The sequence below is a fragment of the Aeromonas sp. 5HA1 genome (assembly GCF_029237245.1).
Taxonomy (GTDB): Bacteria; Pseudomonadota; Gammaproteobacteria; order Enterobacterales; family Aeromonadaceae; genus Aeromonas; species Aeromonas salmonicida.
In genome coordinates this window covers 1-26,527 of record NZ_JAACFW010000002.1, presented here as the reverse complement: position 1 = coordinate 26,527, position 26,527 = coordinate 1, and the positions used below count along the sequence as shown (strand labels likewise).

General features: G+C 58.3%; 23 protein-coding genes. 14 read left to right on the top strand and 9 right to left on the bottom strand.

Going from position 1 to position 26,527, the window contains the following annotated elements:
• The first annotated feature begins 469 nt into the window (after window positions 1–469).
• Window positions 470–1,735: a RidA family protein gene (locus GWQ27_RS02365; protein ID WP_275906577.1), complete on the top strand. Its 1,266-nt coding sequence runs from the start codon at window positions 470–472 to the stop codon at window positions 1,733–1,735.
• Window positions 1,736–2,133: 398 nt separating this feature from the next.
• On the opposite strand, the gene GWQ27_RS02360 is transcribed toward GWQ27_RS02365, so the two are convergent.
• Window positions 2,134–2,631 carry a hypothetical protein gene (locus GWQ27_RS02360; RefSeq protein WP_275906576.1) on the bottom strand — a complete coding sequence of 166 codons (498 nt, stop codon included), beginning with the start codon at window positions 2,629–2,631 and terminating at the stop codon, window positions 2,134–2,136.
• A gap of 161 nt (window positions 2,632–2,792) precedes the next feature.
• Window positions 2,793–4,784 (bottom strand): transketolase, encoded by a 1,992-nt coding sequence (tkt, locus tag GWQ27_RS02355; RefSeq protein WP_096118073.1) that lies wholly within the window; start codon window positions 4,782–4,784, stop codon window positions 2,793–2,795.
• Window positions 4,785–5,126: 342 nt separating this feature from the next.
• On the opposite strand from tkt, the gene metK reads away from it, so the two are divergent.
• From metK to gshB, 5 genes are all read left to right on the top strand, one after another.
• Window positions 5,127–6,278, top strand: a complete 1,152-nt coding sequence (metK, locus tag GWQ27_RS02350) for a methionine adenosyltransferase (protein ID WP_021140072.1) — start codon at window positions 5,127–5,129, stop codon at window positions 6,276–6,278.
• A 68-nt stretch (window positions 6,279–6,346) separates the two neighbouring features.
• Complete coding sequence (locus tag GWQ27_RS02345) at window positions 6,347–6,880, top strand: SprT family zinc-dependent metalloprotease (RefSeq protein WP_275906575.1); 534 nt, start codon at window positions 6,347–6,349, stop codon at window positions 6,878–6,880.
• Between the two features lie 73 nt (window positions 6,881–6,953).
• Window positions 6,954–7,643, top strand: a complete 690-nt coding sequence (locus GWQ27_RS02340; RefSeq protein ID WP_058393851.1) for an endonuclease — start codon at window positions 6,954–6,956, stop codon at window positions 7,641–7,643.
• 130 nt (window positions 7,644–7,773) lie between these two features.
• The gene (rsmE, locus tag GWQ27_RS02335) at window positions 7,774–8,505 is read left to right on the top strand and encodes a 16S rRNA (uracil(1498)-N(3))-methyltransferase (protein ID WP_058393850.1); all 732 of its coding nucleotides are present in this window, start codon (window positions 7,774–7,776) and stop codon (window positions 8,503–8,505) included.
• Window positions 8,506–8,556: 51 nt separating this feature from the next.
• On the top strand, window positions 8,557–9,510 hold the full coding sequence (gshB, locus tag GWQ27_RS02330) for a glutathione synthase (RefSeq protein ID WP_021140068.1): 954 nt from the start codon (window positions 8,557–8,559) through the stop codon (window positions 9,508–9,510).
• A gap of 90 nt (window positions 9,511–9,600) precedes the next feature.
• Here the strand turns inward: gshB and GWQ27_RS02325 are convergent, their stop codons facing one another.
• A complete protein-coding gene (locus GWQ27_RS02325) occupies window positions 9,601–11,226 on the bottom strand; it encodes a methyl-accepting chemotaxis protein (RefSeq protein WP_058393849.1) in 1,626 nt (541 codons plus the stop codon).
• 117 nt (window positions 11,227–11,343) lie between these two features.
• On the opposite strand from GWQ27_RS02325, the gene GWQ27_RS02320 reads away from it, so the two are divergent.
• A complete protein-coding gene (locus tag GWQ27_RS02320) occupies window positions 11,344–11,898 on the top strand; it encodes a YqgE/AlgH family protein (protein WP_005316953.1) in 555 nt (184 codons plus the stop codon).
• Between the two features lie 46 nt (window positions 11,899–11,944).
• Window positions 11,945–12,367, top strand: a complete 423-nt coding sequence (ruvX, locus tag GWQ27_RS02315) for a Holliday junction resolvase RuvX (protein ID WP_005316956.1) — start codon at window positions 11,945–11,947, stop codon at window positions 12,365–12,367.
• 142 nt (window positions 12,368–12,509) lie between these two features.
• On the opposite strand, the gene yidZ is transcribed toward ruvX, so the two are convergent.
• The 3 genes from yidZ to ampC all read right to left on the bottom strand — a co-directional run bounded on the left by yidZ (window position 12,510) and on the right by ampC (window position 16,113).
• Window positions 12,510–13,472 (bottom strand): HTH-type transcriptional regulator YidZ, encoded by a 963-nt coding sequence (gene yidZ / locus GWQ27_RS02310; protein WP_271774974.1) that lies wholly within the window; start codon window positions 13,470–13,472, stop codon window positions 12,510–12,512.
• Between the two features lie 18 nt (window positions 13,473–13,490).
• Window positions 13,491–14,663: an MFS transporter gene (locus GWQ27_RS02305; protein WP_271774418.1), complete on the bottom strand. Its 1,173-nt coding sequence runs from the start codon at window positions 14,661–14,663 to the stop codon at window positions 13,491–13,493.
• Between the two features lie 301 nt (window positions 14,664–14,964).
• Entirely contained in the window at window positions 14,965–16,113 is a 1,149-nt protein-coding gene (ampC, locus tag GWQ27_RS02300; RefSeq protein WP_275906574.1) for an FOX/MOX family class C beta-lactamase, read from the bottom strand.
• A 225-nt stretch (window positions 16,114–16,338) separates the two neighbouring features.
• On the opposite strand from ampC, the gene GWQ27_RS02295 reads away from it, so the two are divergent.
• Genes GWQ27_RS02295 through GWQ27_RS02285 form a run of 3 tightly spaced genes read left to right on the top strand, consistent with a single transcriptional unit; the run spans window position 16,339 to window position 20,223 of the window.
• Window positions 16,339–17,259 carry a MoxR family ATPase gene (locus GWQ27_RS02295; protein WP_234576443.1) on the top strand — a complete coding sequence of 307 codons (921 nt, stop codon included), beginning with the start codon at window positions 16,339–16,341 and terminating at the stop codon, window positions 17,257–17,259.
• Window positions 17,259–18,263: a DUF58 domain-containing protein gene (locus GWQ27_RS02290; protein WP_275906573.1), complete on the top strand. Its 1,005-nt coding sequence runs from the start codon at window positions 17,259–17,261 to the stop codon at window positions 18,261–18,263. Before GWQ27_RS02295 ends, GWQ27_RS02290 begins: the two co-directional genes overlap by 1 nt.
• Window positions 18,250–20,223, top strand: coding sequence for a DUF3488 and transglutaminase-like domain-containing protein (locus GWQ27_RS02285; protein WP_275906696.1), 1,974 nt, complete (start codon window positions 18,250–18,252; stop codon window positions 20,221–20,223). Before GWQ27_RS02290 ends, GWQ27_RS02285 begins: the two co-directional genes overlap by 14 nt.
• 100 nt (window positions 20,224–20,323) lie before the next feature.
• On the opposite strand, the gene GWQ27_RS02280 is transcribed toward GWQ27_RS02285, so the two are convergent.
• Window positions 20,324–21,766: a sodium:alanine symporter family protein gene (locus tag GWQ27_RS02280; protein ID WP_021140062.1), complete on the bottom strand. Its 1,443-nt coding sequence runs from the start codon at window positions 21,764–21,766 to the stop codon at window positions 20,324–20,326.
• A gap of 743 nt (window positions 21,767–22,509) precedes the next feature.
• Between GWQ27_RS02280 and tal the strand changes: the two genes are divergently transcribed.
• Both tal and GWQ27_RS02270 read left to right on the top strand, forming a co-directional pair.
• Entirely contained in the window at window positions 22,510–23,460 is a 951-nt protein-coding gene (gene tal / locus GWQ27_RS02275) for a transaldolase (RefSeq protein WP_005316974.1), read from the top strand.
• Between the two features lie 159 nt (window positions 23,461–23,619).
• Window positions 23,620–23,802: a DUF3545 family protein gene (locus tag GWQ27_RS02270; RefSeq protein WP_005316976.1), complete on the top strand. Its 183-nt coding sequence runs from the start codon at window positions 23,620–23,622 to the stop codon at window positions 23,800–23,802.
• 48 nt (window positions 23,803–23,850) lie between these two features.
• Here GWQ27_RS02270 and GWQ27_RS02265 read toward each other — a convergent pair whose 3' ends face one another.
• Window positions 23,851–24,399, bottom strand: coding sequence for a hemerythrin domain-containing protein (locus GWQ27_RS02265; protein ID WP_021140060.1), 549 nt, complete (start codon window positions 24,397–24,399; stop codon window positions 23,851–23,853).
• A 246-nt stretch (window positions 24,400–24,645) separates the two neighbouring features.
• Entirely contained in the window at window positions 24,646–25,314 is a 669-nt protein-coding gene (gene ung, locus GWQ27_RS02260; RefSeq protein ID WP_005316980.1) for a uracil-DNA glycosylase, read from the bottom strand.
• 631 nt (window positions 25,315–25,945) lie between these two features.
• Here ung and grcA point away from each other — a divergent pair.
• A complete protein-coding gene (grcA, locus tag GWQ27_RS02255) occupies window positions 25,946–26,326 on the top strand; it encodes an autonomous glycyl radical cofactor GrcA (protein ID WP_005316999.1) in 381 nt (126 codons plus the stop codon).
• Window positions 26,327–26,527: the final 201 nt, after the last annotated feature.

Below are 26,527 nucleotides of genomic sequence, written 5' to 3'. Positions count from 1 at the left end.
ATTTTTAGCGGACTGGATAGATGCCAAAAACGATTTAAAATACATATCTATGCACAATAAAATCAGTTTACCGCAAGATGGCGCATATTTTTAACGCCTCATTCACAGCACAGCCCCTCCCCACTGGAGAGAAGAACCCAGTCCACACGGGCTCGCCCGCGATGCCAGACCTGTTTGAACCACCCAGGAATGGTATTCACCCTGAATTGAATAGCAAAACAGCTATATTTCCAAGCGTTGAGCCATCTCATAGAAACGCAATCACCAGTTTGCATCCCCTGATGGCCACTCATAGAATCGCCTCGTCTGAAATAATCAACCCTGTCCCTTCCTCTCTTATCCCATTCAGCTATTGAGTGGATTAAACATAATAATCGGAGATGCACCCGCTGGCGCAGTCGGCATGGCGCACTCGGACGGGACGAACCTGTACCTGAGTTAACAACGAATACTAAAAAGAGGAATATCTATGAGTGGCACCATCATCAAGGCTGCAAGAAATACCACCAATGCCCCCCAGGATCTGGGTCCCTATACCCAGACGGTGGCGTTCTCTCATTACAACAATATTTCTGCCCAGCTGCCGGTCGATCCCAAGACCGGCAAGATGGTGAGTGGCGACGTCAAGGTACAGGCCAGACAGTGCCTGAATAACCTCAAGGCGATCATAGAGAGCATTGGCCACGTGATGGACGATATGGTGAAAGCCACCATCTTCCTGAAAGATATGGCAGATCTGGAGGCGGTCGACGCCGTCTATCACGAATTCTTCCCGGGCTATCTGCCGACCCGAACCACACTCGCGGTGGCCGCCCTGCCGCTGGATGCCCAGGTGCAGATCGACGCCATCATCTCCAATGGCGAAGGCACCTTCCCGCAGGCGCCCTGCGCCCTGGTAAAACTGGCCCGCAACAGCGACAAGGCACCGCACAACCCGCTCTCGACCCATACAGTCGCCTTCTCTCACTACAACAACATAGGCGCGCAACTGCCGGTCGATGCGGCATCGGGCAAGCTGGTCGCCGGTGACATCAAGGAGCAGGCGGGTCAGTGTCTGCGCAACATCAAAACCGTGCTGGAAAGCATCGACGTGCCATTTGACGACATCGTCAAGGTGAACATCTACCTGACCAGCCTCGCGGATCTGGACGCCGTCAACGAGGTCTACACCACCTTCTTCCCCGATTCCGCCATTGCCCGCGCCGTCGCCTATCTGCCGGCCCGCTCCGTGATCAGCGCAACTGCCCTGCCGCTGGGTGCCAGGGTGCAGATGGATGCGGTCATCTCCCACGGTGACGGTACTCCGCCGCAACTGGTAGAAGACAGACACAATCTGGTGATCGCTGCCCGCAATACCGACAAGGCACCGCGCAGCCCGCTCCATTGCCAGACTGTCGCCTTCTCCCACTACAACCATCTGGCCGCTCAACTGCCGCTGGATATCACCACCGGCAAGATCCTGACTGGTTGTGTCAAAGAGCAGACAGCCCAGTGCCTGAGCAATATCAAGGCCATCGTCGAGAGCATCGACCATGTGATGGACGATATCGTGAAGGTCAATATCCAGCTGAAGAACATCGCGGATCTGGATGCGGTCAACGCCATCTACACCCAATACTTCCCGAGCTATCTGCCGGCCCGTACCGTGATTGGCGTCAGCGAACTGCCCGCCGGTGCCCTGGTGCAGATGGATGTCGTGCTCTCCAATGCGGAAAGTACTCCGCCACAAGCGTAAGGGTTGCGATAAACAAAAAGAGACCGGCTATATGCCGGTCTCTTTTTTGGTAACAGGGAGGGATATTATTTTTATGACATCGACATAAAAAACGCGAACGTTCGATTACGCTTCGCTAATCGAACCTACGAGCTGGTGCAGATTGATGCGGTGATGTCCAACGCGGAAAGCACCCCGCCGCAGATGTAAGACATGCCCTGAATAATAAAAAAGAGACCGGCTAATGGCCGGTCTCTTTTTATGTAACATGTGGGGCATTATTTTTATGGCGTCGACACAGATGCGCGAACGTTCGATGACGCTTCGCTAATCGAACCTGCGGGCAGCACACCCAGACCGTTGCCTTCCTCTACTACAACCTTTTCAAAAAAGATACATGTGTATCTCAAGACAATATTTTATCTATCATTTGCAATCATGTGATTAACAAGCAACCTAACTCCAATGGAAGAAATAACAGAAATCACGAGGGTTATTAAGCTAAAAAATAACATGTCATTTGTTATGTCACCACCAAGTTCAGGAGCAAAGCTGAATAACCAAATGCCGAAACTGACACCAGATAAAACCCTAAATATATTTATAGTTGCATTCCAAATGCATAGTGCTATTTTTCTCAGTTTAGCTCGTTCTTTACGAAGAGGACGAGAATATTCATTTATAATCCATACAAGAAATAGTAATGGGAAAACCATTGAAAATAGAAACTCAGCTCTATCAATGTCAAGCAGCCTCATAGTTACCCATTCAATGGGCCAACAAACCTGCGTATCTACATCAACCTTCCCACATAAAAACATTATTAAATAATATAGACATACAACAGGAAATATAGGCCATGTAAATAGCAAAGCCTTCAACTCCCCCTTAATTAAAACCTTGGTCATCCTATACATAAAAACTCCAAAATTATAGAACTCTCATTAACAATGACAAATTTATAGAATTTAAGAATAATTTAACTCTATTCTTACAACCCAATAAAATGCCCCCCATTTTGCGATGGAGGGCGTTTTATATTCCGGCTATTGGGCCATAGCGGCCCAATGGTCAGCTATTACAGGGACTCAGCGGTCGCAACCACGTTTTCCACGGTAAAGCCGAATTCCTTGAACAGCAGCTCGGCCGGTGCAGACTCACCGAAGGTGGTCATGCCGATGATCTTGCCGCCAAAGCCCACGTACTTGTACCAGTAGTCGGCGATGCCCGCTTCGATGGCCACGCGCTTGGTGACGGAAGACGGCAGGACGGACTCTTTGTATTCGGCAGACTGGGCGTCGAATACGTCGGTGGCCGGCAGGGAAACCACGCGCACGGCGCGGCCCTTGGCAGTCAGCTGCTCATAGGCGGCCACGGCCAGCTCCACTTCGGAACCTGTGGCGATCAGGATCAGCTCCGGGGTGCCAGCGCAGTCTTTCAGCACATAACCACCCTTGGCGGTATCGGCCAATTGCTGGGCGGTACGGTCCATCTGGGGCAGGTTCTGACGGGAGAAGATCAGGGAAGTCGGACCGTCGGTACGCTCGATGGCGTGCTTCCAGGCGATGGCGGATTCAACCTGGTCACATGGGCGCCAGGTGCTCATGTTCGGGGTCAGACGCAGGGAAGCGATCTGCTCGACCGGCTGGTGAGTCGGGCCATCTTCACCCAGACCTATGCTGTCGTGGGTGTAAACGAAGATGGCGCGCTGCTTCATCAGGGCGGCCATGCGCAGGGCGTTGCGGGCGTACTCCATGAACATCAGGAAGGTGGCACCGTAGGGGATGAAACCACCGTGCAGGGCGATACCGTTCATGATGGCGGACATGGCGAACTCGCGCACACCGTAGTGGATGTAGTTGCCTGCCGCGCTCTCGGGGGTAAGCGACTTGGAACCGGACCACATGGTCAGGTTGGACGGAGCCAGGTCAGCGGAACCACCCATGAACTCGGGCAGCAACTTGCCGAAGGCTTCCAGAGAGTTCTGGGACGCTTTGCGGGTCGCAATCTTGGCCGGGTTGGCTTGCAGGGTCTCGATGATCTTGGCAGATTCAGCGGCCCAGTTGGCCGGCAGCTCGCCTGCGGTGCGACGCTTGAATTCGGCAGCCAGCGCCGGGTGCGCGGCTTCATAGGCGGCAAACTTGGCAGCCCAGTCGGCTTCCAGCTTGGTGCCCTTCTCCTGACCGTTCCACTCGGCGGCGATGTCGGACGGAATGACGAACGGCGCGTGGTCCCACTTCAGGAAGGCACGAGCGGCAGCGATCTCGTCGTTGCCCAGCGGTGAGCCGTGGCAATCGTGAGAACCGGACTTGTTCGGTGAACCGTAGCCGATGATGGTGCGGCAGCAGATCAGGGTCGGCTTGCCGGTCTCGGCCTTGGCCGCTTCAATGGCGGCATTGATGGCTTCCGGGCTGTGACCGTCCACGGCCGGAATGACGTGCCAGCCGTAGGCTTCGAAACGCTTGGGAGTGTCGTCGGTGAACCAGCCTTCAACGTGACCGTCGATGGAGATACCGTTGTCATCCCAGAATGCGATCAGTTTGCCCAGTTGCAGGGTACCTGCCAGAGAGCAAGCCTCGTGGGAGATGCCTTCCATCAGGCAGCCATCGCCCATGAAGGCGTAGGTGTAGTGGTCAACGATGTCGTGACCCGGCTGGTTGAACTGCTCGGCCATGGCTTTTTCGGCGATCGCCATGCCCACGGCATTGGTGATGCCCTGACCCAGCGGGCCAGTGGTGGTTTCGATGCCTGGCGCATAACCGTACTCGGGGTGGCCGGGGGTGCGAGAGTGCAGTTGGCGGAAGTTTTTCAGATCGTCGATGGAGAGGTCATAACCGGAGAGATGCAGCAGAGAGTACAGCAGCATGGAGCCGTGGCCGTTAGACAGAATGAAACGGTCGCGGTCGGCCCACTTGGGGTTGTTCGGGTTATGCTTGAGGTGGCTGCGCCACAACACTTCGGCGATATCCGCCATTCCCATGGGGGCGCCCGGGTGACCGGAGTTGGCTTTTTGAACGGCATCCATACTCAATGCGCGAATGGCATTGGCAAGCTCTTTACGAGAAGGCATCTGTATCTCCTGCGATTGCTTCATTTGATGGCCAAGATTAAGGCGCGTTATTGTCCCAGCAGGGGGCGTGCGGTGCAAATATTATCTGGGCGAATAAAGTGGCTTTGGGAGCTCAATCGCTTTTCTTGCCGGGGCAAACGATTGAGTTGTCATCGGCTTGCACCCCAAATGGGGTAAAGCACGTATCTTGTTCGGCCAGCACGGGGCAAAACCAAAATAGTGCTGGCAATCGAGAAGGGCGCTAACTAAAATGGACGTCCAGATGTAGATACCTCTACAATCATCCTATCATCACCCGGTTATTGCTGTGGCGATAACCCCAGACAAGCTGAGAATCCCATCATGGCAAAGCTGTTTACTTCCGAGTCGGTCTCCGAAGGCCATCCCGACAAGATTGCGGACCAGATCTCCGATGCGGTACTGGACGCCATCCTCAAGCAAGATACCAAGGCCCGTGTCGCCTGTGAGACCCTGGTCAAGACCGGTATGGTCATGGTAGCGGGTGAAGTAACCACCTCTGCCTGGGTCGATATCGAAGAGATAGTGCGCGATACGGTGCGTGACATCGGCTACACCCACTCCGACATGGGCTTCGACGCTGACTCTTGCGCCGTGCTGAACGCCATCGGCAAGCAGTCCCCTGACATCAATCAGGGTGTTGACCGCAGCGACCCGCTGGAGCAGGGTGCCGGTGACCAGGGCCTGATGTTCGGCTACGCCACCAACGAAACCGACGTGCTGATGCCCGCCCCCATCACCTACTCTCACCTGCTGGTGAAGCGTCAGGCCGAAGTGCGCAAGAATGGCACCCTGCCGTGGCTGCGTCCGGATGCCAAGAGCCAGCTCACCTTCGCCTACGACGACGCAGGCAAGATCCTGGGTGTGGATGCCGTTGTGCTCTCTACCCAGCACAGCGAGTCCATCAGCCACAAAGATCTGGTGGAAGCGGTGCGCGAAGAGATCATCAAGCCTGTGCTGCCGGCCGAGTGGATCACCAAGGACACCAAATACTTCATCAACCCGACCGGCCGTTTCGTTATCGGCGGCCCCATGGGTGACTGTGGTCTGACCGGTCGCAAGATCATCGTCGACACCTACGGCGGCATGGCCCGTCACGGTGGTGGCGCCTTCTCCGGCAAGGATCCGTCCAAGGTTGACCGCTCCGCCGCCTACGCCGCCCGCTACGTGGCCAAGAACATTGTCGCCGCCGGTCTGGCGGATCGCTGCGAGATCCAGATCTCCTACGCCATCGGCGTGGCCGAGCCGACCTCCATCAGCGTCGAAACCTTCGGTACCGCCAAGGTGGCCGAGGATCTGCTGGTCAAGCTGGTACGCGAGCACTTCGAACTGCGCCCGTATGGCCTGATCGAGATGCTGGATCTGAAGCGCCCCATCTACCAGGCTACCGCTGCCTACGGTCACTTCGGTCGCGAAGAGTTCCCGTGGGAGCAGACCGACAAGGCCGAGCTGCTGCGCTCCGCCGCTGGCCTCTAAGGCACTCAGTTGTGATAAAAGGGGAGCCTGGCTCCCCTTTTGCTTGTCTGCTGACCGACGGAAATCCCATGTCTGCTACTCCTGCTCATCTCGAACAACTGCTGCATCAGCGGGTCGACGCCTGTTTCATGCAGGCCGAGGCGCGCCTAGGTCGCACCTTTTCCCGTCCGCGCATCCACTGCAATATGCGGGGCCGGGCGGCGGGTTCGGCGCGGCTGCAGACCTGGGAGCTGCGCTTCAACCCTGCCCTCTATCAGGCCAACCAGCAGGCGTTTCTGGACGAGGTGGTGCCCCATGAAGTGGCCCATCTGCTGGTCTATGCCCTCTGGGGTGAAGGTCGGGGCAAGCATAGGGTATTGCCCCACGGCAAGCAGTGGCAGTCGCTGATGCGGGAGCTATTCGGGCTTGAGCCCAGAACCACCCACAGCTTCGATCTGACGGTGCTGGCCCAGCGCACAGTGCCTTATCGCTGTCACTGCCAGCAGCATCAGCTGTCAGTTCGCCGTCACAACAAGGTGGTGCGCGGTGACGCCCGCTACCACTGCCGCCGCTGCAAGCAGCCCCTGGAGCGGGAACGGCAGGTGCCAGTGCCTGCACAGTGAGCCAGCCGGCGTCGCAACCCTGTGTTAGGGTGCCTTCTCTTTTCGTCCAACCGTTTCATTGCCAAGGATCTTCATGTTTCGTCCCCTGCTCTCTGTCGCCCTGACTCTGTTGGTCAGCCTGCCCCTTCATGCCCAGACTTTTCGCACCGCCAAGCAGGATCTGGTCAAGCTCTATCAAACCCAGCCCACAGTCACCACCTTCTACTGCGGCTGCGACATTCGCTATCAGGGCAAAAAAATGAGCCCGGATCTGGCCAGCTGCGGTTATGAACCGCGCAAGCAGCCCAAACGAGCCGCCCGTATCGAGTGGGAACACGTGGTACCCGCCTGGGAATTTGGCCATCAACTGCAGTGCTGGCAGCAGGGTGGACGCAAAAATTGCAGCAAGAGCGATGAGTTCAACAAGATGGAGGGGGACATGCACAACCTCTTCCCCGCCATCGGCGAGGTAAATGGCGATCGGGCCAACTACCGTTTCTCCGACTGGAACGGCAAGCCGGATCAATACGGCCAGTGCCAGATGCTGGTGGACTTCAAGGAGCGCCGGGTGCAACCACCCAAGGGGCTGGTACGAGGCCAGATCGCCCGCGCCTACCTCTACATGAGCCAGCAACACGGGCTGCGCCTCGCCGCGCAACAACGTAAACTGTTCGAAGCCTGGGACAGGCAGTACCCGGCAGATAGCTGGGAGTGCGAGCGCAACCGCCGCATCGGCAAGCTGCAGGGCAATACCAATCCCTTCATTGAAAAGCAGTGCCGATAACCCCATTTGACTAAGGAGGGGGAGCGCCCCCTCTCATCATGAACCCCTTCAACCTCTGCCGCGTGAGCCTTGCTCAACGCCTCGCAGTAGGATATTGAAGGGTTTCCAAGCAAGAGACTGATAATCAGCCATGCGCATTCCACGTATCTATGAAGCGGCCACCCTGCAAGTTGGCCAGACCCTCGCCCTGTCGGAAGACGGTGCCAACCACATCGGCCGGGTACTGCGCATGCAGCCGGGCCAGCAGCTCGAGCTGTTCAATGGCGACGGCAATCAATATGCCGCCACCATCACCCTGGTCGGCAAGAAATCGGTTGAAGTGACCATCGACAGTTGCGAGCAGCGCTCGGTGGAATCCCCCTTCGCCATCCATCTGGGCCAGGTGATCAGCCGGGGCGACAAGATGGACTTCACCATCCAGAAATCCGTCGAGCTGGGTGTCACCTGCATCACGCCGCTCTTCTCCGAGCGCTGCGGCGTCAAGCTGCCCGCCGACAGGCTGGAGAAGAAACGCGAGCAGTGGCAGAAGGTGGTGATCAGCGCCTGCGAGCAGTGCGGCCGCAATGTGGTGCCCGAAGTTCGCATGCCGATGGAGCTCGATGCCTGGCTGGCCGAAGAGACCCAGGAGCTCAAGCTCAACCTGCACCCGCGCGCCCCCTACAGCATCAACACACTGCCGGTGCCGGAACACGGGGTGCGCCTGCTGATCGGCCCGGAAGGGGGCTTGTCGAGCGACGAGATCGCCCGTACCGTGCAGGAAGATTTCAAAGAGATGCTGCTGGGGCCGCGGGTGCTGCGCACCGAAACCGCCGCCCTGACCGCCATTACTGCGCTGCAGTGCCGCTTTGGCGATCTGGCCTGAAACAGGTTTTAAGAATCTCACTCGCAATCGAGCCACAAGAAGGAAACTCGGATGACCATTAAACTCGGCATAGTGATGGACCCGATTTCGGCCATCAATATCAAGAAAGATTCCAGCTTTGCCATGCTTGAAGAGGCGCAAAAGCGCGGCTATGAGCTCTTCTATCTGGAGATGTCGGATCTCTACATGGAAGCCGGTCGCGCCTTTGGCACCATGCGCCCGCTGACCGTCAAATATGACTATGCCGACTGGTTCAACCTGGGCGAGGTGATCGATCAGCCCCTCTCCACCCTGGATGTGATCCTGATGCGCAAGGATCCCCCCTTCGACACAGAGTTCATCTACGCCACCTATATGCTGGAGCGAGCCGAGGATGAGGGCTGCCTCATCGTCAACAAGCCCCAGAGCCTGCGCGACGCCAACGAGAAGCTCTACACCGCCTGGTTTGCCGAGCACACCCCGACCACGCTCGTCACTCGCAGAGCAGACAAACTGCGGGCCTTCCACGCCAAACACAAAGACGTGATCCTCAAACCGCTGGACGGCATGGGCGGCGCCTCCATCTTCCGTATGAAGGAAGATGACGCCAACGTCGGTGTTATCATCGAAACCCTGACTGAACATGGCAGCCAGTACTGCATGGCGCAGACCTATCTGCCCGCCATCAAGGATGGCGACAAGCGGGTGCTGGTGGTGGATGGTGAACCCGTACCCTACTGCCTGGCCCGCATCCCGGCGCAGGGGGAGACTCGGGGCAACCTGGCGGCCGGTGGCCGTGGCGAGGCGCGCCCCTTGAGCGAAGCGGACTGGGCCATCGCCCGCGCCGTCGGCCCGACCCTGAAAGAGAAGGGCCTCATCTTCGTCGGCCTCGACATCATTGGCGATAGGCTGACCGAGATTAACGTCACCAGCCCGACCTGCATCCGCGAGATCGAGGCCGCCTTTGACGTCTCCATCACCGGCATGCTGATGGATGCCATCGAGCGTCGGCTGGCGAAAGCCTGAATCGCCACCGCCAAACGGCAATAAAAGAAGAGGCGGCCCCTGGGCCGCCTCTTCTTTTTCATCCTGTTACCTCATTTATCCCGGCACCCGTTAGCAGCGGAACTGCCCTACCTTCACCTTGAGATCGCTCGACAGCTGCTCCAGCTCGTGACAACTCTGGTTCAACTCGGACGCGGCCTTGGTCGACTCGGTCGCTATGTGGGCTATGTTGACCACGTTGCGGGTGATCTCCTCGGCGACCTTGCTCTGCTCCTCAGCCGCCGTGGCGATATGGGTGTTCATCTCGTTGATCACATTGACCGAGCTCACTATCTCGCCGAGGGCCTGACCACAGGCCAGTACGGTCCGATTGGACTCCTCAACCTGACTCAGCCCCAGTTCCATGCTGGAGGCAGCCTCGCTGGCCCCCTGCTGCAACTTGACGATGGTCTTGCCGATCTCTTCGGTAGAGCGCTGAGTTCGCTGGGCCAGGGTGCGCACCTCATCGGCCACCACGGCAAAGCCGCGACCCTGATCCCCGGCCCGCGCCGCTTCGATGGCCGCATTGAGCGCCAGCAGGTTGGTCTGCTCGGCAATGCCACGAATGGCATCCATCACGCTGCTGATGTTGCGACTGTCATCCGCCAGCTGGGTGATCATGGCGGCCGTGTTCTGGATCTGGGCGGAGAGGCCGGACATGCGCAAGATGGCATCTTCGACGATATGGTGGCCGTGACGGGCACTCTCGTGGGCATGGTGTGCCGCATCGGCGGCGCTGTTGGAACTGTTCGCCACTTCGGCCACAGTTGCACTCATCTGGTTCATGGCAGTCGCTGTCTGATCCGTTTCTGCCTGTTGCTCTGCGAAGCGCCCCCGGCTCTGCATGCCGATGTGGGCCAGATGGGCCGACGCTGTGGCAAGCTGCTCCGCCATGCCGTTGATCTGGGTGATGAGCTCACGAAAATGGCAGATCACCTCGTTGAGTGAATGAGCCAGCCCGCCCATCTCATCTTTGCGTAGCACGGGTACCAGCTTGCTCAAGTCGAGATCGGTCTGCATGCCGCGCAAGATCCCGCCCATGGCGACCAAAGGTTGACTGACGCTACGCCCTGCCCACACACCGAAGAACAGAATGCAGGCCCCCCCCACCACAAACATCAGGATAAAGAGCTGGAATAGTTGCTGCCGGAGATCATTGAGCTCGCCGATATTTTGCTCAGCCTCCTTGAGCTGGAACTCCACCAGCGCGCTCACACCGTCGCTCACCGGATCTATCACCCCGTAGAGGGGCATGATGCGGGCAGCCAGCAAATCCCGCGCCTCCCCCTGCATCTGATCCAGCACAGCCACCACGGCAGCAATCTGCTGATCGGCGGCACCAAACAAGGCCTGCACACTGGCGGCCTCCTGCTGTTCGGCCGCGCTCATCTCCCGACTCCTGTATTGCTGCCAGATCTGCGCTATCTCCCGCTGCGCCTGCTGCATGTCAGCCTTGGCGTTGGACGGTGCTATGCCCCCCACATTGGCTTTGTTGGCCGCATCGATCACCTTGACCGCGTAGAGATCGGCAATCTGCTTGAGCTCCTTGAGCTGTACCACCTCTCCCTGATACATGGCATTCATTCCCGCCATCAACTGGGACATCGCCTGGGTTGCACCGACCAGCAAGGCCAACAGTGCCAACAGGGGCACAACGCAACCCAGGATCAACTTCTGTCTGATCGAAATACCTTCCATGGCTTTCTCTCCACTCGAAATATATTGATAGCCTAGACCCTGCTGGTAAAAAGCGGTTTTGCCCAACGAGGCGAGCTGCCATAATTGCTTCAAATACCTTTGCAATATTTGGCCCATATGCAAACACTGCAAAATCATTTTCTGCTCGCCATGCCGAGCCTCTCCGATCCCTATTTCGAGCGTTCGCTGGTCTATCTGTGCGAGCACAATGAAGAGGGTGCCATGGGGTTGGTGGTCAATATCCCGGTGGACATGTCACTGGATGCCATGCTGACCCAGCTCAAACTCGCACCACCTCCCAGCCCGGAACTCAAACAGCCGGTGCTGCAAGGGGGGCCTGTGCATGCCGATCGCGGCTTCGTGCTGCACAGCTTCCGTCCCGGGTTCAACTCCACCCTGCAGGTGGGGGACGAACTCATGGTCACCACCTCCAAGGACATACTGGAAACCCTGGGCACCGAACAGGCACCGGATCACTGGTTGGTGGCGCTCGGCTACGCCGGCTGGAGTGCGGGTCAACTGGAACAGGAACTGGTGGACGGGGCCTGGCTGGTGATACCGCCCAACCCGGATCTGGTCTTCAAGACCCCCATTCATCAACGCTGGCAGCAAGCGGCCGCCAGCATAGGGGTCAATCCCATTCATCTATCCAGCGACATCGGCCATAGCTGATGCCGTTTGCCACGCATTTTGCGATGCGTTTTGAGGAAAACATTCAATGTCATCACGCAGTATCATGGGCTTCGACTACGGCACCAAGAGCATAGGGGTCGCCATCGGACAGGAACTCACCGGCACGGCCCAGCCCCTGCGCGCCATCAAGGCCAACGACGGTGTGCCCAACTGGGACGACATCGAAAAACTGCTCAAGGAGTGGCAGCCAGACCTGCTGGTGGTGGGATTGCCGCTGAACATGGATGGTACAGAGCAGGAGATCACGGTACGGGCTCGCAAATTCGGCAATCGCCTGCACGGCCGCTTTGGTAAGCAGGTGGAGTTCAAAGACGAGCGGCTCACCACCACGGATGCCCGCGCCCGCCTGTTTGAACGGGGTGGCTACAAGGCACTCGATAAAGGCAGTGTGGACGGTGTCTCAGCACAGCTCATTCTGGAAGCCTGGATGGAAGAGCAGTACGGCTAATCCAGAAACAACAAGGCAAGGGCTGCAGCCCTTGCCTTGCCACATACTCCCCCATCATGCCAGTGACTGATCAGGCGCCAGCGCCTCATCCTCTGTCAGACTCAGATGTTCCGAATGCCCCATGGGAACCGTGACTGCAACATTAGCGTGGCGATTCGTCGTTGTAGAGTCGCCGGATCTCGTTGCGCAGCCACATCACCTTAACATCCTGATTGTGGCGTTTGTGCCACAGCAGGATGAAAGCGATCTCCAACTGGGCGTAGAGCTTCTCCGGCAGCGGCAGCGGCATGGCAATCAGATTGCCGTGATGCCGACTGGCATAACCACCGCAGTAAGAGGGGGCCACCGCAATCAGCTCATGGCTCGACTGGGAGGCGATATGCAGCGCCTGCTCGAAGCTGGAGACCATGATGGGCACCTCCCGCTTCAGCCCCTCATCCTCCAGCAGGCTGTCGAGGGCCCAGGTATCGTTCGCTTCCCACACCATGCTGATCTGGGGGCAGGCCAGAAAGTTCTCCAGCGACCACTTCTGCTGGAGCAGGGGGTGATCCTTGCGCAGAAAAACCACCGGGCGATCGGTGAACAGCACCTCGTGATCTATGTAGTAGGGCAACCGGTTGACCTTGGCCTGGGAGCGGCCATGGGTCTCGCGGGCACAAAAGCCGAGATCCGCATCGCCGTTGACGATGTCGTTCAGGGAGTGGTGATCCCACCCCAGCATCCTGACCACCGAGTTGGGGTACTTCTGGTAGATGGTCATCGGCAAATCGCTCAGGAAGCTGATGTAGAAGGGGGACTCCATCACCAGGGTGAAGCGGGCACCATCGGGGATCGCCTCGCTATTGAGCGAGGTGATGGTGTCGGTGAGCTGGAACCAGACCTTCAGCTCCTCCTCCAGGGTCAGGGAGAGGTTGGTGGGCTGCAATCCCTGCCGCACCCGCACAAACAGCGGATCGTCAAACCACTCCCGCAACTTGGCGAGGGACTTGCTCACCGCCGACGGGGTGACACAGAGCTTTTTTGCCGCCCCAGCCACACTGCGCGCCTGCATCAGGTGCTTGAAGACCACCAACAGGTTCAAATCGAGTTCACCCAGATTGCGCATATCCCCTCTCATCTTTGGTTATCCTCGCGACCGCACTTCGCGAAGCGCGAGCCATGGTACCAGCCCTTTGACAGCCAGGTAACTGAGCAGTGCCAGCAACAGGGCGTAGATCAGCATCTCGGTCGGGGCAAAACCAAGCTGGCCCAGCAGCCAGATATAGAGGCCAGAGAGGCTGATCTGCATGATGCAGAGCACGGCGCTGGCGAACGCCACATTGTGCTGACAACCATCCAGTGCCTCCCCCATCGCCACCCCGAAGCCGCAGGAGAACCCGACACAGACCAACGCAAATCCCGGCAGCAGCAAGTGAATATCGCCCCCCAGTTGCCAGCACCCGAGCAGAAAACACGCAGCCAGCAGATAGGCCAGATGGGATACGGCCAGCACCTTGTGCTTGCCAAGCCAGCGCAGCAGCAGCGGCGTCAGGAAGGAGGTGGACATGCTCACCCCGGCCATCACCATCATCACGATAGAATACTGCTCGGTGGTGAAGCCGAACTCCTTCATCAGGATCAGCGGCGAGACACTGACATAGACCAGAATGGCGGTCACGCTGGCACTGGTCAGCAGGGAGAGCAACATAAAGCGCGGCGAGCGCAGCAGGGCAAAAGGCAGCGCCGCGCCACTCCCCGGTTGCCGGGCCGGGCGTGTCTCTTTTAGCAACAGCAGGTTAACCAGACCGCTAACGGCCGCCACCAGCGCCATCGCCACGAAGATCCCGCGCCAGTCAAAGTGGGACAGGATGAGATAACCGAGCACCGGCGCCAGCACAGGAATAACGCAGATGACGCCATTGATCATCGAGAGCGCCATCGCCAGCCGCTCCCGGCTCAATACATCCCGCAGCACGGTAAAGGTCATGATATAGAGCGCCCCCGCCCCGACGCCCTGCCAGAAACGGCCGAGATAAAACTGGCTGATCCCCGCCGCATTGGCCGCCACCAGCGAGGCAATGACAAAGATGAGGGCGCCCCCGATCACTACCCAGCGACGTCCGTAGCGATCCGCAATCATTCCCCCTAGCAGCACAGTCGCCGCCATACCGAACAGATAGATGGAGAAGGCGGTGTGGATCTGCGCCTCGCTCGCCTGCAGGGTGTCGGCAATCTGGGGCACCGCCACCAGATAGAGATCAATCCCGACCGGATAGAGGATGATCATCAGAAAACTGCACAACAGGAAAATACCCATGGATGCTCCATAACAGAGTGGCCCGCAAGCACCCGCCTGACGGCCGAAACAGGCTGCCAGAGTGGGCGGGGCTAAGGTGGTAACGAACATGACAACGAACAGGGTCGCAATGGGGGAACTATATGGGCGCCCCCCTCCTGCACCTAGTGAAGAGATGGCGATCGGTACATTCCAATTTGGACATTTTATTTTAAGTGCCGAGCTATTTGGGCATTAACGTGAACGATGGCCGTGCCAGGCAGCACCAAAAAGTACGCCGGGCAATCCCGGCGTATTCATCTCAATCAAAACAACCGCACTGTCACTCGGCCAGCTGGCTCAGGATGGCGTAAGCCGCCTTGACCCTGGCCTCGTTGGGATAGTTGCGGTTGGCCAGCATGACGATGCCTATTCCCTTGGCCGGCACGAACGCCACATAGGCGCCAAAGCCGCCGGTCGAGCCCGTCTTGTTGTAGAGTCGCGCCCCCCCCATCTCTTGGGACGTAGCAACTGATTTGACCGGGTTGGCATTGTAAATCACCGCCGATGAGTTGCCCGCCAGCAATGTCTGCTCGGTTACCGGATAGGCGTAACTCTCCCAGCCCAGTCCCTGGGTCATTTCCCCCACAGAGTAGAAACCTGTGTGGGTCAGCGCGATCGCGCTTTTTACCGCGGCATCTCCCTGATACCCCATGTTCGCCTCGACAAACTTCAGCAGATCCGCAGAGCCGGTCTTGATGCCATAGGCCTCGGCCGCCAGCATGCCCGGATTGACCCTGACGGGCTTGTCTTCCTTCGAGTAACCGTAGGCATAATTCGCCATGGCCGACTCCGGCACCTGGATATAGGTGTGATGCAAGCCCAGCTTGGGCAGTAAGGTCTGGCTCATCAGTTGCTCAAACGGCTGGCCCAGACTATTCGCGGCCAGGTGACCAAACAGACCTATGCTGGGGTTGGAATACTGGCGATGGGTACCCGCCGGGTAGGCTGGCGTCCACTGGCGATAGTAGGCACGCATCTTGTCGGTGGAATCCACCTCGTCGGGGAATTGCAACGGCAGACCGCCCGCACTGTAGGTGGCGAGTTCGGCCATGGTGATGCCGTCGAAGGCAGAGCCTTTCAGCCAGGGCGCATGCTGGCTCGCCTTGTCCTCCAGCTGAAAACCACCCTTGACCGCAGCATAGGCGCCAATCATTGCCGTAAGAGTCTTGCTGACCGAACCAATTTCGAACAGGGTCTGCTCGCTGACGCGAGCACCGCTCTCCCGATCCGCCACCCCGTAGTTGAAGTAGTACGCCTTGCCTTCTTTGAGCACGGCGACCGCCATGCCCGGAACCCTGTGCTCCTTGAGCAAAGGCTGGATGGCGCCATCCACCACGGCCGTCAGGGGCTCGGCTTCTTTTGCATGGGATAAGGGGGAGAGCAGCAGGGCACTCAGTACCAGCAGCGACCGGGTTGTAGCTTTTTCCATTTGATGAGTCTCATGATGAATGTAGGTAACGCCAACCCCATGGCTGGCACAGTCAATCCGTGCGTCAGCATAGATGAGCTCCATGTGCCCACAGTGAACCAGAGTGAAGTCTGTGTGAAGTCGCCCCAAAAATGACCCGGCTCAATGGCTTGCCCTCTAGTTGCCCCCCTCCTCCACCGCTGACGTATAAGCTGTAGGGGCAATCAGACACAAGGGGAAGCACGAGTGAAAGCACAAGAACAGATAGCAGGGCTGCTGGCGGCACTGGAGCAGGTGATTTTGGGTAAACCCTTGCAACTCAAGATAGCCCTGGTCACCCTGCTGGCCCGTGGCCACCTGCTGATCGAGGATCTGCCCGGCATGGGCAAAACCACCCTGGCCCACGGGCTGGCACAGGTACTGGGGCTCGACTGCCGACGGGTACAGTTCACCGCCGATCTGCTGCCCGCCGACCTGCTGGGGCTGCAGATCTTTGACACCCACCAGCAGCAGTTTCGTTTTCACCCCGGCCCCGTCTTTACCCAGGTGCTGCTGGCGGACGAGATCAACCGTGCCAGCCCCAAGGTGCAAAGTGCCCTGCTGGAGGCCATGGCCGAGGGGCGAGTGAGCATCGAAGGCCACACTCATCCGCTCCCCTCCCCCTTCTTCGTCATCGCTACCCAGAATCCGGCGGATCAGGCGGGCACCTATCCCTTGCCCGAGTCCCAGCTCGATCGCTTCGCTGTGCGCCTGTCGCTCGGCTTTCCACCACGGGAGGCCGAACGCCAGCTGCTGCGAAGCGGTAACCAGACCAGTCCCCTGACCCGGCAACTGGATGCTGCCGGGCTGGCCACCCTGCAGGCCGAGGTGGATGCCATTCATGTCTCCGATGCCACCCTCGACTACCTGCTGGCGCTGGTACACCAGAGCCGTTTCGATGCAGAGCTGCCCCAACCTCTCTCCCCCAGAGCGGCCCAGACCCTGCTGGCGGTGAGCCGGGCCTGGTCATTGGTGGCAGGGCGCCGTTTCGTCACTGTGGAGGATGTGCAGGCCGTCTTCCCCTACGTGGCCGAGCACAGGCTCAGAGGCAGCTTCGGGGTACAGCGCGGCGAGGCCAGCCCCCTGAGCCAGCGTCTGCTGGCCAGCGTCAGTCCGGACAATCCTTGATGAAACGCCCCCTACCGGGCTGGCGCCGGTTGAGGGAGCAGTGGCAGCAACGCTGGCTGACCCACCGTATCCCCCCCGCCCGCCAGATGGCATTGGGGCCACGCAGCCTGTTTATCCTGCCCACCCGCATGGGGCTGCTCTATCTGCTGGTAATGATCGCCATCTACCTGCTCGGAACCAACTACCAGAACAACCTGGTGCTACTGGTCTCTTATTGCCTCGGCAGCCTCTTCATGGCCGCCATGTGGCTTACCCATCGCAACCTGCTGGGGCTGGAACTGCTGGGCGGTTCGACCGTGCTGGGGGAGGCGGGCAGCCAAGTCTCCATCCAGGTGACGGTACGAAGCGTGCGCCCATGTCAGGCGCTGCACTTTGCCCTCAATGAAGGCTCGTTCTGGCTGGCGCAGGCAAACTCGACACCCCGGAGCCTGACCCTGCCGGTACGGGGGATGCAACGCGGCTGCTTGCCACTGGGCCGCCTTCGGGTAGAGAGCCGCTACCCACTCGGTCTGTTTCGCTGCTGGTCGCTGCTGGATCTGCAACTGGAAGCCTGGCTCTCGCCCAGGCCTCTCTATGGGCCACTGCGGGGGGGGTCGCCATCAGGGCAGAAAGGTACCCAGGGTCAAGCTGGTCCCGCCCCCCTCGGCGATTTCGACATGTTGCGGGCACACCAGATCGGGGAACCCTTCGGCCAGATTGCCTGGAAGCAGTTCGCTCAGGGGCGCGGCTTGCTGGTCAAGCAGTTCCAGGAACCCGAACAAGATGACACTCACCTCAGCCTGCAAGGCGTCACAGGCACGGATCTTGAGCAGCGACTGTCAGCCCTGGCCTGGTGGTGCGCCGATTATGGCAAGCGGGGCATCCCTTTCACCCTGACCCTGACAGGCCAGACCCTGGGCCCGGAGAGCGGCCCCGCCTTTCTTCGGCACTGTCAGCTGGCATTGGCCCGCTTCGATGACAGAGCCGGATCTGTAGATGAGGGCTCTCCCGATGCTGCTCGATAATCGCCGTCTGCTGCCCCTCATCGCCTTGCAACAAGGTGTGCTGGTGCTGGCACTCTGGCCCCAGCTGCAGCTCTGGGTCGTCGCAGTCGGCGCCATCACCCTGGGCGTGCGGGCCATGATGCTGTGGCAAGAGTGGCGATCGCCCCCCGCTCGCGTACTGGCACTGCTGGCCATCACGGGGGTTCTGCTGTTGGCATGGCAATGGCGGGCGCTGGGCACGCTGCCAGCCCTCATCAACCTGCTCTGGCTCGGCTACAGCCTGAAGATGATAGAGGTGCGGCGGGAGCGGGATATTGAGCAGGTACTGCTGCTCGCCTTCTTTCTCATCGCGCTGGCGCTGGTGCAACGTCAGAGCATGGGCTGGGCGCTGGCCATGGCGGGCACACTCTGGCTGACGGTGAGCACACTGGTGACTGCCGTGGCACCGGAGCAGAGACAGCCGTGGCGCAGCGCCGGTTCCTCCCTGCTGTTGGCCCTCCCCCTGCTGCTGACCCTGTTTCTGGTGCTGCCAAGACTGCCCCCGCTCTGGCAGATGCCGACCACCAGCCGCGCCCTGTCGGGGCTCTCGGAAGAGGTGGCCCCCGGCGACATCAGCGAGCTGGTCAACTCCTCCGAGTTAGCCTTTCGCGTCACCTTTGCCGATGGCCCGCCCCCCGCCAGCGAGCGCTATTTTCCGGTGATGCGCCAGGAACAGTTCGATGGCCGCCGCTGGCTGCTGAGTGCCGAGACCCGGCAGTGGCAGCAATCCCAAGCCATGCAGAACATACAGCTACAAACCGGCGCAGGTCCCCTGCCCCCTGCCAGTTACGAGGTGATCGCCGAACCTCAGCGCCACCGCTGGACGCTGGCCCTTGCCCAGCCCAGCGTCTTGCTCGGCCCTGTGCTGGTCAGCCCGCTGGCTACCCTGTATCGCCGCGATCGGGGGGATCAAAGGATCAGCTACCGGGTCACCACAGCGCCGACAGTGCTGCCTGCCGACAGCGCCACCCTGCGGCGCAACCTGCAACTACCCGCTGCCGGCAACCCAAGGGCCCGCGCCCATGCGCAGGCACTGAAGGCCCGCCATCCCGTGCGAGCAGAGCTCGTTGCAGCACTGCTCGACGGCTTTCGGCGCGAGCCCTTCTACTACACACTGCAGCCCCCTCTGCTGGGGCCTGACGGGGTGGATGACTTCCTGTTCAACAGCCGGCGTGGTTTTTGTGGTCACTATGCCATGGCAAGTGCCTTCGTGTTGCGGGCAGCCGGGATCCCGGCGCGGCTGGTGACCGGTTATCTCGGCGGGGAGTGGAATCCACAGGGCCAGTATCTGGAGGTGCATCAGTTCGATGCCCATGCCTGGGTGGAGTACCTGGATGACAGTGGCAACTGGCAGCGACTGGACCCCACGGCGGCGGTGGCACCGCAGCGGGTCGAGGGTGGCATGACGGCAGCCTTGAGCGAAGAGTTCACCGCCGCCGATCCTCTCTCCCTGAAGCGCTATCGCCAATGGGCCCTGCTCAACCAGCTGCGCTGGTGGGGAGCCAACCTCGACTATCAATGGACGCGGCGGGTGCTCAACTACGATGCGGCCCGGCTGTGGCAACAGGTGGGGTTGCGCTGGCCGGCCCTTGCCAGTCATACCCCCTGGTTGATCCTGACCTGCTTGCTGGGAGTCGCCACCCTGATCGGCACCCTGCTGCTGTGGCCGGGACGGGCTCTGCCACACCTGAGGGTATGGCAACCCCTGCTCAGACGGGCTGCCCGCCTGGGGTGGCAACCCCACGCAGGGGAGAGTCTGGCCAGCTGGTGCGAGCGGCTCATCACCCTTGACCCCGAGCTGGCGCGGCCACTGCAGCGCTGCGCCTGGCTCTATCGGCGCTGGCGCTATGCCCCTCTTTCCGAACAACGACAGCAACAAACCCTGCGACAACTGCAACGACGGCTACGCCAAACCAGCCAGCTATGGGACAAGCGCCGATAGTGACAAGCCAGCCAGCATGATATGCAGACAAGGATCCACCAAAACAGAAGGGGAGCCAATGGCTCCCCTTCTTCATCATCCCATGTTGACCACGCAGGGTTTAAAGCTGCTTGCCGTGCTGGGCCGGGTTGTCCCAGATCCCTTCTTCCAGTTGGCTGCGGATCTCGGGGTACTTGTTGGCATCGAAGGTGGGCAGTTTGCCCAGCTTGAGCTGATCGTTGTAATCCTTGGCCAGCTTGATGGCCACGCCGGAGAGCAGCAGGATAGCCACCAGGTTGACGATGGCCATCAATCCCATGGAAACATCCGCCATGGCCCATACGGTCGGCAGTTCACCCACTGAACCGAACATCACCATGCCCAGCACGAACATCCGGAACAGCATCAGGCCGCCCTTGTGGTTGTGCTCCAGGAACACCAGATTGGTCTCGGCGTAGGAGTAGTTCGCCACTATGGAGGTAAAGGCGAAGAAGAAGATGGCTGCCGCGATAAAGATGTTGCCGCTACTGCCAATCTGGGAGGAGAGCGCACGCTGGGTCAGCTCGACACCGGTTATACCCGAGCCGGGTTCGAACTGACCTGACATCAGTATGATGGCGGCAGTACAGGTACAGATGACGATGGTGTCCATGAAGACCCCCAGCATCTGTACATACCCTTGCGAGGCCGGGTGCGGCGGATAGGGCGTCGCAGTCGCGGCGGCGTTCGGGGCTGAGCCCATACCGGCTTCGTTGGAGAAGAGACCACGCTTGATGCCGTTGATCATCGCCTGGGAGATGGCATAACCCATGGCACCGGAACCCACCTGCTCGATACCCAGAGCAGACTTGATGATCAGGGAGAACACACCGGGCAATTCGCTGATATTCATTGCCACTATGAACAATGCCAGCAGTATGTAGGCCAGTGCCATGAAGGGCACCACCAGTTCGGCGAAGCGGGCTATGCCTCGAATGCCGCCAAAAATGATGAGGCCGGAGAGCACCACCAGCGTCAAACCGCTGACCCAGTCAGGAATGCCGAACGCTACCTTCATCGCCAGACTGATGGAGTTGGCCTGCACCGCATTGAACACCAGACCGAACGCCAGGATCAGACAGAGGGAAAACAGCACCCCCATCCAGCGCATGCCGAGACCGCGCTCCATGTAGTAAGCAGGGCCACCACGATAGTTGCCATCTTCATCCTTCACCTTGTACAGCTGGGCCAGGGTGCTCTCTACGAACGCCGTCGCCATGCCAATGAAAGCGATCAGCCACATCCAGAAAATGGCGCCCGGGCCACCCAGATAGATGGCAACGGCCACACCGGCCAGGTTGCCGGTGCCCACACGGGCGGCAAGGCTGGTACAGAGTGCCTGGAAGGAGGAGATGCCGGCCTTGTCTGATTTGCGGCTATTGCGCAAGACGGAGAACATGTGGCCGAAGTGGCGAACCTGAATAAAACCCAGGCGGAAGGTAAAGAAGATGCCGACCCCTATCAGCAGGTAGATGAGCACAGCTCCCCACATCAGGTCGTTTAGCATTGCGATCAAGGTGTCCATATTTCTCTCGTTGTTATCACATCCATGGCCAGTCTGCGCTGACCCCTTTCTGTCTATTTCTGAATTAGCGTTTCACTAAAGGGGCGGAATCTAGCATAGCGAGGGAGTTCAGAATAGTGATCCCGATCACTACAGAAACAAAAAACGAGCGTTTCAACGCAATAAAGCTTCATTTAACACGCAAAGTTTCAACAAAACTGAGAGTCAAATTTATCAGGCGACAAATTAGACCCAAAAGAGCATATTTTGGCAATTATCCACATAGAGGTAGCCGTGCTCGCCAGGAGGCAAACTATTGCGCAAGCGTTTACCTGAAATGGCTTTCAAAATGGGGCTGCTTCGCCAAACGTTTTACACGTAATAAAATTTCAAGTAGCTAACCACACAATTTATGTGATCGACTACACAAAACCGATAATCAACCAAAAAAGTTGTTTTTATCAGGGGATAAAACCGCTCACGAAAAATGGATAAAAGTCGTTTTTAATCAACCACTTTCACCCACTACTTCCCACCACTGGCGACCATTGGATGATAAGCATACAAGCCACCCTATTGCAGGATGAGCCACATCCGTATTAATTAGGCAGGCAGTGGCGATGGGCCTCCCCCATCGTGCTTTTCTGAGCCTGAGTCGCCGTGATTTTGTAATTTTATTTCAGAATGGTCGTCTCACGCCCGCCACCCCAGAGCCTGCGCCCTCACCAAGTAGAGTGCGCCCTCATAAAGAGATGATATTTGCCATGGCCGATAAATTAACCCAGCTGAAAGCCCTGACCACAGTTGTCGCCGATACCGGTGATATCGAAGCCATCAAGCGCTACCAGCCCATCGATGCCACCACCAACCCGTCCCTGGTGTTGAAGGCATCCGAGATCCCCGAATATGCGGCACTGATCGAAGACGCCATCAGCTGGGCCAAATCCCAGAGCCAGGACAAGGCACAGCAAATCATCGACGCGGGCGACAAGCTGGCGGTCAACATAGGCCTGGAAGTACTGAAAATTGTTCCGGGTCGCATCTCCACCGAGGTGGATGCCCGTCTCTCCTTCGATACCGAAGCCAGCATCGCCAAGGCCCGCAAACTGATCCGTCTCTATAACGAAGCGGGCATCGCCAACGATCGCATCCTGATCAAGCTGGCCTCCACCTGGGAAGGCATTCGTGCCGCCGAGGTACTGGAGAAAGAGGGGATCCAGTGCAACCTGACCCTGCTGTTCTCCTTCGCTCAGGCCCGTGCCTGCGCCGAAGCCGGTGCCTTCCTGATCTCCCCGTTCGTGGGCCGCATCCTCGACTGGTACAAGGCCAAGCACAACCGTGACTATACCCCGAGCGAAGATCCGGGCGTGGTCTCCGTCACCGCCATCTACGACTACTACAAGCAGCACGATTACCCGACAGTGGTCATGGGCGCGAGCTTCCGCAACACAGGCGAAATCCTGGAACTGGCCGGTTGTGACCGTCTGACCATAGGCCCTGCCCTGCTGGAAGAGCTGAGCAAAACCGAAGGCGCCGTGGTGCGCAAGCTGAACTACACCGGCGAGCGCAAGGCAAAACCGACTCCGATGTCCGAGGCTGAATTCCGCTGGGAGCTGAACCAGGACGCCATGGCTCACGAGAAGCTGGGTGAAGGCATCCGCATGTTTGCCGTCGATCAGGGCAAGCTGGAAACCATGCTGGCCAGCCGCCTCTGATAAGGCGTCAGGACCAGACAAAAACCGGGCTCCCGCGAGGGAGCCCGGTTTTTTTATGAGCGCTTGATCCCTTGTCATGAGTTCGTCACGAAAACGTTTTATTTTCAATGGCGTTATGTTATACGGGTGATGAAAACGAGAATAACCAAGGAGGGAGCCATGGAAATGTTCAACTTCGATTATGACGATGTAGTTGAGCTCGGTTCGCGTAGCCGCGGGACAACGGGAAAAAAACGTAAATGGCGTGAGATTGAGGCGTTGAAAGATAAACATCGCCTGCAGAAGGAGCTGCAATCCATCGACATCGCTTATGAAGGTCTCTCAGACGAGATCGAACTGTAAAAACAAGGCCCCGGTTCAACCGGGGCCTTGTTTTTGAGTACCTTGCCCTCAGGATGAGGGGGGCAGCGATAGCCGTTGGGCCAACTCCTGAAAATGCTGGCTGATCTCGGCGCCAAACAGGGGATCCCCGATGGCGCGATTCTGCCAGAGCTGCTCCAGGTGACGCCAGTCATCCTCGGTCAGTGAATCACGCAGATGAGGGAAGATGACCGCCTCTTCATAGTTCATGTGCGCCTCTTGCAGCGCCACAAACTGCTCCAGTCTGGCGGTGAACTGATCCAGCGGAATGACCGAATCCATCAGTATCATCTCCACCATCTCCTTGAGCTCGGCACCGGCACCCAACAATCTGGCATGCTCCTCCTGCAGCCTGTTGGCCACCTCCCCTTCCACCACCCGGTATTTCAGGTAGTAGTCGTAGATCATGTCCTCTTTCGGATGGTGGTACTTGTCAGAGACCTCTCGCAAGTAGTCCACCGCGTCCCGGATCAGGAAGTAGCTGACTGGCTGTTCATTGCGAATGGCGGCGAGCTTGTGTTTAAGCAGCTCCAGCAACCTGGCGATATTGAGATGGTCCTTGTGAAGACTGGATAACATAAGCACTCCTTGCGCTGAGATAGAAAGATACTTATTGAAGTATACGGTCATTTATCGCGCTAACTTTGCACTCAATCAAGTCAACAGCAGAGAAGGCGACAAGCAAGCGAGGCCTCAGACCTCCCATTTACGCTCGTCAAGACCCGCCAATTCGGCTCCTCAGCCCATATGCAGACAGCAAGCCGCCCTCACCAATATCCGTTCATGACGTGGCCAGAGCGGGCTTCCCCGCGACACTTATGGCCGTTACCCGCAGACCGAATGCCAGTTGATGGGGCTCATCCCCTGTTGGGACAGCAGACGATTGGTCTCGGAGAAGTGGCCGCAACCGATAAAACCGCGATGAGCCGAGAGCGGACTGGGGTGAGGCGCACTCAGCACATGGTGTCGGCTCCGGTCAATGAAGCGTCCCTTCTTTTGGGCATGGGCCCCCCACAGCAAAAAGACCACTCCCTGACAGCTGGCATTGATCTGCTCGATAACCCTGTCCGTGAAGGTCTCCCAACCCAGATGGGCGTGGGAGTGGGCCATGCCCGCCTGTACCGTCAGTACTGTATTGAGCAGCAAGACCCCTTGCTGGGCCCAGGATTCAAGAAAACCGTGGTTGGGTGTGACAAAGTCCGGCAGATCCCGCTGCATCTCCTTGTAGATATTGACCAGAGAGGGAGGCGTACGCACACCGGGCAGCACGGAGAAGCAGAGGCCATGGGCCTGATTTGGGCCGTGATACGGGTCTTGACCAAGGATCACCACCTTGACCTGATCCAGCTCGGTCAGCTTGAAGGCGTTGAACACCTCGGTCGCGGGGGGATAGATCACCTTGCCCGCTTCCCGTTCGCTCCTGACCGTCGCCAGGGTCGCCTTGAAATAGTCCTGCTCTTTTTCTGATCCAATCACATCTGTCCAGGTCCGCACCCCAATATCCTCAATTAATACGGCAAGGGGCTCAGGATAGGGGGCCAGACAGCAAGACGCAACCGTAGCGCCATCGTCTGAGCCCACTAAGCAAGGCCGCATCCTTGAGTGATAACACGCAGCAGAGGGCATCTCCCGGCCCCGGTATCGCAGGCCAGCGGCCACACTCGGTCACGCTTCCTCCCAGCGGGCTGTACAGCCCTTCTATATAGAAGAGAAGATCAATGGCTACAGGCCCCCTTTCCAGCGTCATGGCCCCCTGATCCATACTGCCGATGAACCAAAAATCTATCCCTTCAAGAGAGAACCGAGCGCCTTAATCACAGGGGAACACCCAATAAGATGTAGTTAAATTACTAGATTAAATTAATAAAAGATGCATAATTTGGATATCTTACATAATCAGAAAAATGATCTATTTTTGATTAATCTCAATGAATTAATCCCTTAACTCCTGCGCAAAACGCACATTTCTTGATTTGGATCAATTTTCGCAATATTACCATCGTGGTATATATGACCCAACGAAGTAAAGGTGTAAGGCAAGGGCCCTTTAAGTCATCCAGGTGGTTTAAATACATCAGGGTAATTTCCTTACAGTTGAATCCGCTTTCCTATGAGGAGTCATACCATGATCAAGGGCATCCAAATCACCCAGTCCGCCAACACAGCTTTGCTGAACTCTTTCTGGCTGCTGGACGAAGAGAAGCAACAAGCGCGTTGCATCTGCGCCAAGGGCGACACCTTCGCCGCCGATCAGGAAGTCAAACTGTCTGATCTGGGTCAGTTCGAATACCGTGAACTGCCGGTTCAAGCTGAACCTGCCGTAGAAGGTGGTCAGCACCTGAACGTCAACGTACTGCGCCGTGAAACCCTGGAAGACGCCATCGCCAATCCGGAAAAATATCCGCAGCTGACCATCCGTGTTTCCGGCTATGCCGTGCGCTTCAATGCACTGACCCCGGAACAGCAGCGTGACGTTGTGACCCGCACCTTTACCCAGAGCCTGTAATTCCCTCTGCGTGAATCTGCACACTGACAAACGGCCCACTCGGGCCGTTTTTGTTGGTACGCCATCACCTGTTGCCATGTCTAGTCCTGAAATAGGTTTACACATTTTCGGCTAGCATTTCTCCACTCAGAACCCCCGATGCACTGCATCGGGGGTTCTGTATTTCAACGCATGATGCGGCCGCTCCACGTTGTAGATATC

Bases quoted from the DNA above. Each gene is read 5' to 3' on its own strand.
- tal (WP_005316974.1), top strand. From the start codon at position 22,510: ATGGCCGATAAATTAACCCAGCTGAAAGCCCTGACCACAGTTGTCGCC.
- GWQ27_RS02265 (WP_021140060.1), bottom strand. From the start codon at position 24,399: ATGTTATCCAGTCTTCACAAGGACCATCTCAATATCGCCAGGTTGCTG.
- GWQ27_RS02305 (WP_271774418.1), bottom strand. From the start codon at position 14,663: ATGGGTATTTTCCTGTTGTGCAGTTTTCTGATGATCATCCTCTATCCG.
- GWQ27_RS02285 (WP_275906696.1), top strand. From the start codon at position 18,250: ATGCTGCTCGATAATCGCCGTCTGCTGCCCCTCATCGCCTTGCAACAA.
- GWQ27_RS02360 (WP_275906576.1), bottom strand. From the start codon at position 2,631: ATGTATAGGATGACCAAGGTTTTAATTAAGGGGGAGTTGAAGGCTTTG.
- GWQ27_RS02325 (WP_058393849.1), bottom strand. From the start codon at position 11,226: ATGGAAGGTATTTCGATCAGACAGAAGTTGATCCTGGGTTGCGTTGTG.
- GWQ27_RS02320 (WP_005316953.1), top strand. From the start codon at position 11,344: ATGCAAACACTGCAAAATCATTTTCTGCTCGCCATGCCGAGCCTCTCC.
- GWQ27_RS02290 (WP_275906573.1), top strand. From the start codon at position 17,259: ATGAAACGCCCCCTACCGGGCTGGCGCCGGTTGAGGGAGCAGTGGCAG.
- ruvX (WP_005316956.1), top strand. From the start codon at position 11,945: ATGTCATCACGCAGTATCATGGGCTTCGACTACGGCACCAAGAGCATA.
- ampC (WP_275906574.1), bottom strand. From the start codon at position 16,113: ATGGAAAAAGCTACAACCCGGTCGCTGCTGGTACTGAGTGCCCTGCTG.
- GWQ27_RS02340 (WP_058393851.1), top strand. From the start codon at position 6,954: ATGTTTCGTCCCCTGCTCTCTGTCGCCCTGACTCTGTTGGTCAGCCTG.
- gshB (WP_021140068.1), top strand. From the start codon at position 8,557: ATGACCATTAAACTCGGCATAGTGATGGACCCGATTTCGGCCATCAAT.
- grcA (WP_005316999.1), top strand. From the start codon at position 25,946: ATGATCAAGGGCATCCAAATCACCCAGTCCGCCAACACAGCTTTGCTG.
- rsmE (WP_058393850.1), top strand. From the start codon at position 7,774: ATGCGCATTCCACGTATCTATGAAGCGGCCACCCTGCAAGTTGGCCAG.
- metK (WP_021140072.1), top strand. From the start codon at position 5,127: ATGGCAAAGCTGTTTACTTCCGAGTCGGTCTCCGAAGGCCATCCCGAC.
- GWQ27_RS02280 (WP_021140062.1), bottom strand. From the start codon at position 21,766: ATGGACACCTTGATCGCAATGCTAAACGACCTGATGTGGGGAGCTGTG.
- GWQ27_RS02270 (WP_005316976.1), top strand. From the start codon at position 23,620: ATGGAAATGTTCAACTTCGATTATGACGATGTAGTTGAGCTCGGTTCG.
- GWQ27_RS02345 (WP_275906575.1), top strand. From the start codon at position 6,347: ATGTCTGCTACTCCTGCTCATCTCGAACAACTGCTGCATCAGCGGGTC.
- GWQ27_RS02365 (WP_275906577.1), top strand. From the start codon at position 470: ATGAGTGGCACCATCATCAAGGCTGCAAGAAATACCACCAATGCCCCC.
- yidZ (WP_271774974.1), bottom strand. From the start codon at position 13,472: ATGCGCAATCTGGGTGAACTCGATTTGAACCTGTTGGTGGTCTTCAAG.
- tkt (WP_096118073.1), bottom strand. From the start codon at position 4,784: ATGCCTTCTCGTAAAGAGCTTGCCAATGCCATTCGCGCATTGAGTATG.